Below are 13501 nucleotides of genomic sequence, written 5' to 3'. Positions count from 1 at the left end.
TTATCTTTTTAATGCATTTCGTGTGTCATTATACCCGTCATTTATTGCTTCAACCATCTTATCGTAATTATTTATAGTTTCATAAATAAATCCCGCAGCAAGAATGGAAGCAACCCCTGTAAAAACATGAGACAAAACTCCTTCTTCAACTTCACTCATCTCCTTGCTACCCAACTCTTTAATAATATTTTTATGCACCTTCAATATGTTCATTTCATTCTTTTATATCACTCCTACTCTATTAACAAGCCTTTTCGGAAACTGCTTATGTTGAACAATAGTGCTAAGTTACTTTCACTCAATACACAAAAAAAGCAGTGAACTAAAAATCTAAAAATAATGGTTCAATCAACACAGTATACAGTCGCTCTCCCTTCTTTTGATGCTTTTTTTTAGCACTGAGTAACCCTACTTTAGTTGCACACTCTAGTATTGCAGGATTCCAAAAAGACTAAAACAGCGCAGGGATAAACAAAAAATTATGAGTATATTGAGAATTCAAGTCTAGCTAATAGCTAAAAAATAGATATTAATAAATGTACATCATCACACATCACAGATAAGAAATGGAAAATTTCGTAGTAGATTTCTATATTAAGAATAGAAAAATCATTATAATTTCAATGGTCTCATTGTTTTTTATATATAAATTGTTCTACCATTTAGGCGGACTGTTTTACAAGGCATTACATCATTAGACACCACCTTAGTAAAGAGGAAAACAAATTGTTTCAAACATTAGTATAAGTAGCGTTCAGCTCCCCTAAGAGCTACAAAAAAAGCGACTTCAAAAGAGTCGCTTTTTTTATGTTATGAAGAGCTGAAAATCACCTGTTTTGTAACCTTGCCCTTTTTCAAACAATGAATGAGTATAAAAGCACATTTGAGCTACACTTCCCTCCTCAAAATGTGGGCTTTCCCTTCGTAAGACCTCAACCAACTACTAAACTAAAAAAAGCGCAATTACAAAATTATCTTCTTCCTGCTAATACTCCACACTAAAACCGAACACGTTGGTAGACCAAATTCTTCTCCTGCGGAATAGTTAATCTCGCTTTAGTACGTTGACAGAGAACAATCTCTCAACCAAGGGGACTAAAGGTTCATTTTAACTACTTCCCAATTGATAAGGGAATTATTATTTCTTGAGGATATTTTTAAAAATCTGCCCATCCTTCATAATTAAAAGGAAATTCTTGTCCGGATTAGCAATCACCGACAAATCCTGCAACGGATTCCCGTCCACCAAAAGTAAATCTGCCATTGCCCCCTCTTCGATTACACCTAGTTTACCAGGATATGGGCTACGTAACCCCGCTAATTGTAAAACATCAGCATTATCCTGGGTAATCATTTTTAATATTTCGGCGTTCGTAAACCATTTCTGCATACGCAAGATAAATGCATTCTGTTGTTCATTCAATTCAGGCTCGAAAAGGAAATCAGTGCCCCAGGCCAATTTCACCCCATGTTTCTTCGCTAAAGGCCATACCTTCTCCTGTCCTTCAATTACAGGCTTACGCTTCAAACGACGTTGGGGATCCATATCAGGCGTATCATCCACCAAATTCTGTAAACTAAGCCAAATACCTTTCTGCGCAATAAGCGCTAACGTTTCCTCATCCAAAAGTTGCCCGTGCTCAATACACCGTACTCCCGCTTCTATAGCCCGTCTAATGGCACGTGGGGTATAGGCATGTACTGTTACATATGTCCCCCAATCTTCTGCCGCTTCAACCGCAGCCTTCATTTCGTCTAACGTATACTGCGTGACATCCACTGGGTCATAAGCCGAAGAGGTACCACCCCCTGCCATCAGCTTGATCTGGCTCGCGCCAAACCGTAGGTTTTCACGAACAGCGGTCAGGACCTCATCACGTCCATCAGCAATAAAAGTTGCGCCATATCGCTCTGCCCGTGAAACTTCTCCAAAAAACCGTCGCGAGCGTTCATTTGGTGTCCGGAAGTCACCATGTCCCGCCGTCTGACTAATCGTTGCACCCGAAGGCCATATACGCGGCCCAGGAAGCTTTCCTTTATCGATTGCCGCCTTTAGTGGAAAAATAGGTCCTCCAACATCCCGAACGCTCGTAAAGCCACGCATCAACATCTGCTGTGCCGATTTTCCTACTTTATCCAATAAGAACTCATCCGACAAATCATTAGTCATCATCTGTGGCATCGTCAATGCGCCAAATACCATATGCACATGCACATCAATCAACCCCGGCATCAACGTTTTACCACCACCATTAATTCGTTCCACATCCTGCCCATTTACAGAAATAGGAGTCTTACTGATGGTCTGAATCACATTGTTAGCAATCAAAACATGTTGCGGTGCAGTAAGTGTCTGCGATGCATGATCTAAAATCCGCACATTTTCTAATAAAACAGACTTCTGTTGTGCCATGGTTGGAAAAAATCCAACCGCGCTCATAAAGACCGCACATAAATGTCGTAAAAGCATAATCAAAGAGTTTCTGAAGTAAATACTATAGTGATATAAATACATTTTTGCCGAAAAGGTTTATTAAGCCCTTTGGATAAAAACCCTAAAATAGGTTTTTATAGGGATAAAAGGGAATATTTACATTTTCTTCATACGAAACAGAAGACCCCATGCTGTATGTAAAATATATCTACTAGAATTCACGGCAAAAAAAGACAGCGGAACAACCGAAGTCATCCCGCTGCTTAAAACAAACATATGAAGTTAGTATTTTCCCGTACGTTTATCCCACCACATCTGTTCACCCCAAACAAAGTCTTTCACTTTGCTTGCTGCAGCCTCTACATTTACTTTATTATTTTGGTATTCACTATTTGGATATGGAGCGCGCCATGGTTGGTCATTATGTGCTGTTCCATAAATAGAGTTCAGCGACGGATAGTTTGTGGAAGGAATACCTGTTCTACGGTATAAACTCCAAGCTTCAGCATTCTCTTTAAAAAGTGCCACCCACGTATCCCACCAAATACGCTCTTTCGTACCATCCCAAGCTCCCGCTCCTGCTAAATAAGTATCGATATCTGCTTGTGCCACATCATGCTCCTCCATAGACAAGGTCACCGCTTTCTTATAGGCGTCCGCAGCGGTAGTACCTACGTTATAGCCTAAAAGCGCGGCTTCGGCCAGTATGTAATACGTTTCACACGATTTATAGAAAGGCACAAAACCGCCAGCGTCACTCATATACTTCTCGCCGATCCAAGAAATAGACCGCAACGAAGAAGGCCCCGATTTTTCACCATTAGGATAGCCACGATAGGTATTATCATTGGTTTTCTGCGCAATAGCCGCAATCCGCGGGTCTTTAGTCGCCATCATGTGATCAATAAAGATATCCGATAACCCCCAGTTGTCAATCCGCTTTCCTTGAATACCGGCGTTATACCAGGGCTCCAGGTAAGGCAAAGCTCCAGGGAAATGAACGTAACAGTTCTCCGCATTGCTTTCGATTAAAGGATACTTTACAGGATCACCGGCAATCTCTTCTATTGTAGTCTTCGCTAGACTGGCCGAAACACCCGATATACGCATCGCCATACGCAATCGCAAAGAGTTACAGAACTTTTGCCACATCTCCATATCCCCTTTATAGATAATATCGAAATCCCCAACATCATCCGTTCCATAACCAGCAGCCATCTCATCCGCAATAACCTTCAATTCCGCCATCACCGCGGGATAAATATCCTCCTGCTTATCATACTTCGCTAAAAAAATACTTCCATCCGTCGGCATCCCTTTCAAGGCTTCCGAGTAAGGGACATCCCGCCAGCCCTCCGTTAATAAAAACCACATATAGTTTTGCCAAACACGGCTGATTGTCCGCACATTTTTAAACCCGGCAGCATTCGGTTCTGTTTTTGCCAGCAGATCTTTAATCTGGGTATGGTTATAATAACAATTATACCACCTATTACCATAGGTGTTATTGGTGGGAATAAGCCCAGCCATAAAATCCATATACTGTATTTTTACAATATATCCGGCAAAGGTTCCATAACCATCCACATCACCTCCATACGACTCCGCTGTATTACGGAGAATATTAACTAACATATTATTCGGTGGTACACTTACTAATGCATCCGGATTAGTATTAATTTCTGCAAAATCTTTCGTACACCCAGACATAAACATCATTGATGCGAAAGCCGGTATACTTAGTTTTATCCATAAACTTTTCATAGTTTCTTATCTTGATCAGGACAACACTATTCATGCTGCCCCTTATTTACATTAAAATGAAAATCCTAATTTAAATCCAAAGCTTCTTGAGGTAGGAACTGTTGCTTGCTCAAAACCAACACCCCTACTATCACTACCTACACCGCCCGTTTCTGGATCTAAACGCATTGTATTAGATTTATCAACCCACAACAATGCTAAATTAGAACCGATCAATGACACATTAGCCCGCTTAATTCCTTTCAGTCTGCCATATATGTGTGCAGGAATAGTATAAGTTAGATAGGCCTCTCTAAGCTTCAAAAAAGAACCATCGAAGATATAGGACTCGGCAATTCCACCTGACTCATACCAATCCTGTGCACTTGTTTCTATTGTATTGGTTTTCCAGCCACCATTTCCGTCCGACATTACAAAACGTTCATGGCTCATAACATCTCTACCGGCAACAATAGCGCGTTCACGAATACCATCTGCTGCAGTGATCTCAGCCACCCCTGTTACATACCCATGATTCATTGTTTGTGACCAAATATCACCTCCCTTTCTAAAATCAAGCATAAAACCAAAACTAAAATCTTTGATTCTAAAATCATTGCGCATACTAGCCAAGTAGTTTGGTGTTGTATTTCCAATAATCTGATTTGGCTTGGACATGACTAATCCACTCTCATTTACCTTAATCGCTCCCTTAAACTCTCCGTCTTCCACACGATCATATCCCGTACTCCTCAAGGCACCCCAAGCTTCACCTGCTGTCGCCGTATTAGCTACCCCCCAAGTCCATCCCAACTGATGCGTCTTTAAATCTAACGCCGGATACAATTCCAGGATCTTATTCCGATCTTTTGCAAAATTTATCGTTGTGGTCCAGTTCAACCCATTTTCCTGCTTCAGGATATCTCCCCGCAACTGTAATTCAACTCCTTTACTTTCAATTTCACCGGCATTCAACACCATACTGCTAAAACCAACAACATTAGACGTTGCAACGGGTAAAATCTGATTGAATGCCGTTTTATAGTAGTAGGTAAAGTCAGCATGAATGCGATCATTCAAGAATCCAAGTTCGGTACCGACCTCCCAAGTTTTGATGGTCTCTGGCTTCAACCCAGGAATAGCATACGTCATACTCTTGTACATCTGTGCCAAACCTGAATAAGCATTCGTCTGTGCAAAGTAATAGTTCCCATTTCGGTATGGGTCTGTTGCATTACCAATTTTTGCTAAATTAAGGCGAAGCTTCCAAAAAGACAGCACATCACCTTTCAGGTTGGCAAAGGAAGATGTTGGAATCCAGCTTAGGCTTGCAGAAGGATAGAAAAACGGATCATCAACCGTCGAAGACCAGTCATTACGCCCTGTTAAGTCCAAATACAATTGATCTCTCCATCCAAGAGACGCCTGCCCAAATACGGAATTGGAGCGCTTATTTGAGTGTCCCATATGTGTGACAGCATCCCCCATTTTATTGGTAATGGTATATACGCCCAAAACAGTTAATCCATCTGCACCTAATGTGTTTGTTTCATACCTACTGTCATTGTAATTTGCGCCCAAAGTAGTCAAGACATTAAAGTCCCCGTACTGCTTATTAAAAGTTGCCAAGAAATCTGCATTAAACTCTGTATTGCTTCGCTTAATTTGTCGAAAACTACCATCCGGATGATCATAATTATGATAATTACGCTCAAATATTTCTGTATGGTAGTAATCCATCCCCACACGTCCTTCAAATTTCAAAAATTCATACGGTTGATAGTAAAGCGATGATTTTCCAAAAATACGATTCGAATTCAACGTGTTTAACGAATTATTCATTGTATAAAAAGGGTTCATATGATAACTGGAGTTCCAATTGTAGTATGTATAGTTACCTTGTTCATCACGCTGATCCCAATTGTTCTTCAGGTCTTTCATATCCACTTGGCGACCAAACCAGATAAAGCTATTCATCGGGTTAGAAGCATCGTAACCCTGGGATATCAAATTATCACTTTGTGTACGTGTATAATTAGACATGATATCGTAACTCCACTTATCACTAATCTTATACATATTATTCACTTGTGCCGTGTACTTCCGTTGGTCGGTATTTGGCACCGTACCTTTCTGATTACGGAATGATAATGACGCCCGTGTAGAGGATCGTTCCGAATTGGCTGCTAAAGAAATATTGTGATTTTGCGAATATCCCAATTGGAAGAAATCCTTCACATTATTCGGATGCGAGATCCAGGCCGTAGCCTGTCGTACACCATTTACCACAGGGCTGTTAAATTGAGGTAAAGTAAGGCCGATATCCAACCGTGGACCCCAGGACTCATCAAAACCGTCATTGACCCCACCTCCAGCACCATCCACGTAGTTAAAGGAGTTTTTTGCGGCATAATCCTGATAGCTCATCCCACTCCCATTTTCACCAAAATGATACTCATCTCCGCGATTTCCTTGTCCATATAAATTCTGATACTTAGGAATAGTGGATGCCTGATCGATCGAAAAATTCCCGTCATACGATAATAAAACACCTTCTTTTGCACGCTTTCCAGACTTCGTGGTAATCATGATAACACCCTTACCAGCGCGCATCCCATATAAAGCCGCAGATCCCCCCTTAAGCACCACAATACTTTCAATATCCTCCGGGTTGATATCGTTCAGGCCAGATCCATAATCCACACCGTTATACGTATTATCTCCTGTCCGTTGAGCTGTATTATTCATTGGTACACCATCAACAACAATTAACGGTTGTTGATCAGGGTTTAACGAACTATTACCGCGAATGGAAATCCGTGCTGATGACCCCACCGCGCCGCCAAATTGATTCACCTGAACACCCGCCACCTTACCAGAAAGCGCACCGGTCAAACTAAGTTGCCCCGCATCGGTCAATTCTTTTGACTTTACCTCTTGCACGGCATAGCCTAAAGATTTTTTCTCCCGCGTAATACCCATCGCCGTAACAATAACCTCATCCATAATACGATCATCGGAACTCAAGACAACTTCTAGGGAAGTTTGCCTCGAGAGGTTAACCTCTTTTCTTCCGTAACCAATAGCAGAAATACTTAAAGCGCCAGCTTGTTTGTAGCTAATCGTAAATTCACCATCAGGCCCAGTTTGGGTTCCGGTGCCATCCTTAAGTGAAATTGAAACTCCGGGAATAGGTTTTCCGTCCTGGTCGACGACCTTTCCCTTCAAAACGGTCTGTGCATACAGCGCTGAGCTCACGAGAACGCTCATCGCGAGTAATGCGATACTTTTCTTGTTCATAAGTTTAGTTTCAGAAGTGTTAGTTTATAGTGTTTATACAACAACTAAGTTATCAACCACCTTCTGCCGAAACTAACTATATATTAACCAATAACAACCGTTTATTAACCACAAATCGTAAAAAAAAGCTTTTTAGAGATAATTTATTGATGTTCAAGATGATTTTATATTTTCACACAAGACGTTTCCGTAATATATTGTCAAAACAACAAATAAGCTCATATATACCAAACATTTTTGCACAAGCTCAATCAATTATCTCCTACAGAGGTAGGTTGAATAAAAACAAACTCTACCTTCCTAAATGAAATTTGTTAAGTTTACCACTCATAAACGACATATGATAACAAACATTAAAATCCTAGAAACGGAAGTCCTTTCAGACAACTGGTATATCTTACGAAAAGTAACCTATCAATACACCAAATCCGACGGCACCAAAGCACAACAAAGCCGCGAAGCTTACGACAGAGGAAATGGTGCCACAATCTTATTATATAACAAGGAGCAACGCACCGTCATCCTTACCCGGCAATTTAGATTGCCCACCTATGTAAATGGAAACGAAACAGGCATGCTAATAGAAACCTGCGCCGGCCTCTTGGATTACGACAATCCCGAAGACTGCATCAGGCGAGAAACCGAAGAAGAGACAGGATACAAAATTGCAGCGGTAGAGAAAGTTTTTGAGGCCTACATGTCTCCCGGTTCGGTAACCGAGATTCTGCATTTCTTTATTGCGGAATACGCCAAAGAAATGAAAGTAACCGACGGCGGAGGCGTAGCGCAAGAAGAGGAAAATATTGAAGTTCTAGAGTTATCGATCGAGGAAGCTATCGCCATGATCGGGACAGGAGAAATAAAAGATGGCAAAACCATTATGCTTTTGCAGTACATTAAGTTAAACAACATCTTGTAAAGAGCTTCCGGATGAAGCTAACCGTTTATTAATCGCAAGTCTCAAAAAAGCTTTATAGAGATCCTTTATTGATGTTCAAGATAATTTTACATTTTCACACGCACAAGACCTCTACCTAATCTCTTATCAAAGCCACAAACATAACAGGACTGGTCCATGTGTGATCTAAAGAAGATTCAAAATCGTTATTCCTCTTCCATTCATCTTTTGAAAATCGAGCTTAAAACAAAAGCTAAAATTTGTTATTTTTACGTAACCGATTGAAAAACGATATAGCATATTTAGTTACATACAATAGCTCGAATCACCAATATGACCGCATTAAAAACACAATTAACCGCGCAACAAACAGAAGATCTTCTATCCCTATTAAAGACGCGTTTTGAAAAAAACACAAAACGACACCCAGACATGCGCTGGGATACCGTCTTGGAGAAGCTTAATAAACAAACAGACAAACTATGGTCAATACAGCAAATGGAAGAAACCCAGGGAGAGCCCGATGTGGTTCTCTTGAACAATAACGAAATCACGTATGTCGACTGCGCCGCAGAAAGTCCAAAAGGGCGACGAAGTGTTTGTTACGATCACGAAGCGCTAGAGGCGCGTAAGCTCCATAAACCAGCCGATTCCGCTATCCACATGGCGCAACAGATGGGTGTCACCATCCTCAATGAAGCACAATACAAAAAACTACAAGAACACGGTGAGTTCGACCTGAAAACATCCAGCTGGATCGAAACGCCAGAAGCCATCCGTAAACATGGCGGTGCGCTATTTTGCGACCGCCGATACAAACATGTATTCACATACCACAACGGTGCCGACTCCTACTATGCAGCAAGAGGTTTCCGCGCATACTTAATCCTATAAACAAAAAAGAAGAACACACTCTAATTTCCATTTATACAAGTAATTGCCTCACAATACTTCTTTTTTTTCGTATATTACCTTAAACAACTATATAGCTATTGAATTATGGGAGAGTTTGTAAAGACTAATAACAATGAACACATCGCTTTTATTGCACTCGATCGAGGTAAATCCAATGCGCTACATCTCGAAATGGTACAAGAGTTGCAACAAGAAATAGAACGAGCAAAGGACAACCCCGCCATAGAAGCGATCATTATCCACGGAAAAGAAGGTTTTTTCTCCTCGGGTCTTGATCTCATTACGTTGTACAGTTACGATGAGGCAACAATGAAAAAGTTCTGGGAGGCTTTTATGGATCTGATATACAGTCTTACATCATTCCCAAAGCCTGCCGTAGCTTCTATTACCGGACATAGCCCCGCAGGCGGATGTGTTCTCGCCATCTGTTGCGATTACCGCGTCATGGCGGAGGGAGAGTATATCATCGGACTGAATGAAATTCCAGTAGGTATTACCGTGCCCTCGAGCATTTTCGCGCTATATAGTTTCTGGCTTGGGCAAGCAACTGCATATCGTAGCCTCCTAGAGGGAAAATTACGCACTCCAAAAGAAGCACTGGACAGCCATCTTATTGATGAGCTCGTTCCCGCAGATCGGGTGAACACGGCCGCAACAAGAAAGGCGAAAGCAGCCATGCAATACGATAAAAATGCATGGGGAACAACCAAGCTTAATCTGCGCAAAGAGCTGCTCGAAAAGATGCTCCAAGACAAAGAGATCGCCATCCAACAAGTACTGGAACAATGGTGGCGACCAAGCACCAGAGCGATTCTAAAAACAATCATTGAAAATCTCACCAAAAAGAAAGCATAACCATGGTAAAAGGAGCATTACATACAGATTCCCTACAGGGTAAGACCATTGTCGTTACCGGGGGCGGAACCGGATTAGGCAAGGCCATGTCAACATACTTCTCATCACTGGGTGCAAACCTGGTTATCAGCAGCCGGAAACTCGATGTCTTAACAGGAACCGCTGCCGAAATATCAAAACAAACTGGAAATCCGGTATTACCCGTTGCTTGTGACGTCCGTAATGAAGACGATATACAAAAAATGTTACAAGCCGCCGAAGAGAAGTTTGGACAAGTAGATATCTTGGTAAACAATGCCGCCGGTAATTTTATCTCACCAACGGAACGTCTGTCTGCCAATGCTTTCTCTACCATCATTGATATTGTCCTCAAGGGCACCGTCAACTGCACACTGGCTTTCGGCAAGAATTGGATCGCCAAAAAACAACGGGCTTCGGTCTTGAATATCGTCACGACCTACGCTTTTACAGGCTCAGGCTTTGTCGTTCCATCTGCCGTCGCCAAAGCGGGAGTCGCCACCCTCACCAAATCGCTTGCTGTAGAATGGGGAAAATATGGCATCCGTCACAATGCAATTGCTCCTGGCCCTTTCCCAACAAAAGGGGCATGGGACAGACTGCTACCTGGCGATCTCATGGAAAAATTTGATTTTAAGAACAGAGTTCCTTTAAAGCGTGTTGGCGATCACCAAGAACTTGCTAACTTAGCGGCATTCCTTATTTCAGACTACGCACAGTTCATCAATGGTGAAATTGTGACAATCGACGGCGGGGAATGGTTACAGGGTGCAGGTGAATTTAGCGGACTGGAAGCGATCCCTTCGACTATGTGGGACACAATCGAAGAAAATATACGCACCAGCAATAAGGCTAACAAAAAATAACAAGAGCTTACGACAATAGACCAAATGAAAACAAACAGCTTATTCCTTGGGACAATCCTCCTTCTCATTATCGCTTCCTGCGGGCGTTCCCAAAAGAAAACCGAGGAAACTAAAGATACCACAACAACAGTAGCGGTGACGCCAACGCAGGACAGTCTCTCTGCTGAAGAAGTAATCACACGCTTTACGCGCGCCTATCTCAGTCAGGATAATGAAAAAGCAAATGCACTGATTCATCCGGATCTCGGTCTCTATATTATTTTTAGACCCGGTGTAGCCGACACCTATGAACATGTCAAAAGCTTAGACTTTAAGAAACCTGTACCGGAACACTTTTTCTACGGGACCTTTGAAAACAACTACGTATTATCCTTTCAAAAACTTCCAGAATTCGACTGTTCGAAAGATAAATGGACCAAACAAGGTTTCTTCTGTGATAGCACCACCACACCCCGCGAGCTCTCTCAAATCTTAGATTTCAAGAAAGAATTTGAACCGGTTACCGCACAAGAAACTCAACAAATCAAAACGATAGAAAAAGATAGCTACCGTGTAGTATTAACTGGCGGAGACAATCTCATTTTTCATATAAAAAAATACAATGGCACATGGTATGTAACAGTCTTGGATAGAGCCTATGGCTGGTGTGACGCCTAATATTTTCACGCTTTCTTCGTGCTCCTATTGTTTGTAAAAGCTTTTTTAACTATGTTTAAGCGAGCAAAATTAAACATTATGAGTAATATTGATCAGGCTACACAAGCCCGTATCCAACAGTGGTTGAGTCCAGAATATGATAGCAAGACCACCGCACTAGTGCAACAACTTATCGATAACAACGAAGAAACTGAACTAATTGACTCCTTCTATAAAGAATTGGAATTTGGAACTGGCGGTCTTCGTGGTATTATGGGCGTTGGATCCAATAGAATCAATAAATATACCATTGGTAAAGCCACACAAGGGCTTGCTAATTACTTAAAGAAACAGTTTCCAAATACCGCCCTTAAAGTGGCAGTATCTTACGACAGCCGCAACAACTCCCAAACACTGGGACATCTTGTAGCAGATGTATTCTCTGCCAATGGAATTTTGGTGTACCTCTTTGAGGAACTTCGTCCAACGCCCTTATTATCGTATGCGGTACGTCATTTCGGTTGCCAAGGCGGAGTTATGCTTACGGCATCGCATAACCCGAAAGAATACAACGGTTATAAAGCCTACTGGAATGACGGCGGTCAGCTCGTCGCCCCACATGATAAGCAAGTAATCGAAGAAGTGAATGCGATTGAATCCGTGAGCGTGATTAAGTTTACGCGCGACGAAAACTACATACAGCTTGTAAAGGAAGATTTTGACGACCTGTACATCAATGCAAATAAAGCATTGAGCATCAATCCTGCTTTAGTAGCGCAACAAAAAGACCTTAAGATTGTATATTCACCGATTCACGGCACAGGGATCACGATTGTCCCGAAAATGCTCCAAGCATGGGGATTCGAAAATATAACTATTGTTGAAGCGCAGGCTGAACCGAATGGAAACTTCCCAACCGTAGTCTACCCGAATCCCGAAGAAGAAGATGCTATGAGCATGGCAATGCAAGAAGGGCAACGTTTGGATGCAGATATCGTGATGGCAACAGATCCAGATGCCGACCGCGTTGGCCTCGCTGTAAAAAATACGAATGGCGATTTCCAACTACTAAACGGGAATCAAATCGGAAGCCTCCTGATTCACTATGTACTCTCTTCTAAAAAAGCAAAGAATGAGCTAAAAGATAACGACTACATCGTAAAAACGATCGTAACGTCCAACCTGATGACCGATATCTCCGCAGCCTTTGGGGTTAAAAGCTATGAAACGCTAACGGGATTTAAATTTATCGGAGAAGTGATGACCGCACGTGAACGCACCGAAAGTTATCTTGTAGGTGGAGAAGAGAGCTATGGCTTTTTAGTGGGCGACCTCGTTCGAGATAAAGATGCCGTTAATGCTTGTGCTTTTATGGCGGAGATGACCGCTTTCTACTGTGCACAAGGTAAATCGTTGTTCGAAGTGTTGCAAGATATCTATGTAGAACATGGCTTCTACCAAGAAAAGCTTATCTCGTTGACGAAAAAAGGAAAAGCTGGTGCAGAAGAGATTCAACAGATGATGCAAACATTACGCGAAAACCCACCAAAGCAGTTAGGCGGAATTGCGGTCAAAGAAATCCGTGATTACGAAAGAAAACAAAGTCACATACTGGCGACAGGTGCTATCACACCTATTGACCTCCCTAAATCGGATGTATTGCAGTTTATCACGGTTGACGGCGATGTTATCTCTGCCCGTCCTTCCGGTACGGAGCCGAAAATAAAATTCTATTGTTCGGTTAAGGAACAACTAAAAGACAAAGCAGATTACGACGTTGTTTCGGCGAAATTGGAGGAAAAGGTGAAAAATATAATGGCTGATATCGTAAAATAA

At 41.8% G+C, this 13501-nt stretch carries 10 protein-coding genes; 6 read left to right on the top strand and 4 right to left on the bottom strand.

Annotated features, from left to right (window positions below; all coding sequences use genetic code 11):
* The 4 genes from E2P86_RS00875 to E2P86_RS00860 all read right to left on the bottom strand — a co-directional run bounded on the left by E2P86_RS00875 (window position 1) and on the right by E2P86_RS00860 (window position 7477).
* Window positions 1–213 (bottom strand): hypothetical protein, encoded by a 213-nt coding sequence (locus E2P86_RS00875; RefSeq protein WP_134430145.1) that lies wholly within the window; start codon window positions 211–213, stop codon window positions 1–3.
* Between the two features lie 925 nt (window positions 214–1138).
* Window positions 1139–2470, bottom strand: coding sequence for a metal-dependent hydrolase family protein (locus E2P86_RS00870; protein WP_134430142.1), 1332 nt, complete (start codon window positions 2468–2470; stop codon window positions 1139–1141).
* 246 nt (window positions 2471–2716) lie between these two features.
* Complete coding sequence (locus E2P86_RS00865; RefSeq protein ID WP_134430139.1) at window positions 2717–4198, bottom strand: SusD/RagB family nutrient-binding outer membrane lipoprotein; 1482 nt, start codon at window positions 4196–4198, stop codon at window positions 2717–2719.
* A 51-nt stretch (window positions 4199–4249) separates the two neighbouring features.
* The gene (locus tag E2P86_RS00860) at window positions 4250–7477 is read right to left on the bottom strand and encodes a SusC/RagA family TonB-linked outer membrane protein (protein WP_134430136.1); all 3228 of its coding nucleotides are present in this window, start codon (window positions 7475–7477) and stop codon (window positions 4250–4252) included.
* 340 nt (window positions 7478–7817) lie between these two features.
* Between E2P86_RS00860 and nudK the strand changes: the two genes are divergently transcribed.
* The 6 genes from nudK to E2P86_RS00830 all read left to right on the top strand — a co-directional run bounded on the left by nudK (window position 7818) and on the right by E2P86_RS00830 (window position 13501).
* Window positions 7818–8396 carry a GDP-mannose pyrophosphatase NudK gene (gene nudK / locus E2P86_RS00855; RefSeq protein ID WP_134430133.1) on the top strand — a complete coding sequence of 193 codons (579 nt, stop codon included), beginning with the start codon at window positions 7818–7820 and terminating at the stop codon, window positions 8394–8396.
* Window positions 8397–8708: 312 nt separating this feature from the next.
* The gene (locus tag E2P86_RS00850) at window positions 8709–9269 is read left to right on the top strand and encodes a DUF4256 domain-containing protein (RefSeq protein WP_085474087.1); all 561 of its coding nucleotides are present in this window, start codon (window positions 8709–8711) and stop codon (window positions 9267–9269) included.
* A 105-nt stretch (window positions 9270–9374) separates the two neighbouring features.
* Window positions 9375–10145, top strand: coding sequence for an enoyl-CoA hydratase/isomerase family protein (locus tag E2P86_RS00845; protein WP_085474086.1), 771 nt, complete (start codon window positions 9375–9377; stop codon window positions 10143–10145).
* Window positions 10146–10147: 2 nt separating this feature from the next.
* Window positions 10148–11029 carry an SDR family oxidoreductase gene (locus E2P86_RS00840; protein ID WP_134430130.1) on the top strand — a complete coding sequence of 294 codons (882 nt, stop codon included), beginning with the start codon at window positions 10148–10150 and terminating at the stop codon, window positions 11027–11029.
* 24 nt (window positions 11030–11053) lie between these two features.
* On the top strand, window positions 11054–11686 hold the full coding sequence (locus tag E2P86_RS00835; protein WP_134430127.1) for a hypothetical protein: 633 nt from the start codon (window positions 11054–11056) through the stop codon (window positions 11684–11686).
* A 78-nt stretch (window positions 11687–11764) separates the two neighbouring features.
* Window positions 11765–13501 carry a phospho-sugar mutase gene (locus E2P86_RS00830; RefSeq protein WP_134430124.1) on the top strand — a complete coding sequence of 579 codons (1737 nt, stop codon included), beginning with the start codon at window positions 11765–11767 and terminating at the stop codon, window positions 13499–13501.

Origin of the sequence: Sphingobacterium psychroaquaticum (assembly GCF_004421025.1) — a bacterium.
Lineage (GTDB): Bacteria > Bacteroidota > Bacteroidia > Sphingobacteriales > Sphingobacteriaceae > Sphingobacterium > Sphingobacterium psychroaquaticum.
Note: the sequence above shows the minus strand (reverse complement) of the source record. Positions and strands in the feature narration are given on the sequence as shown.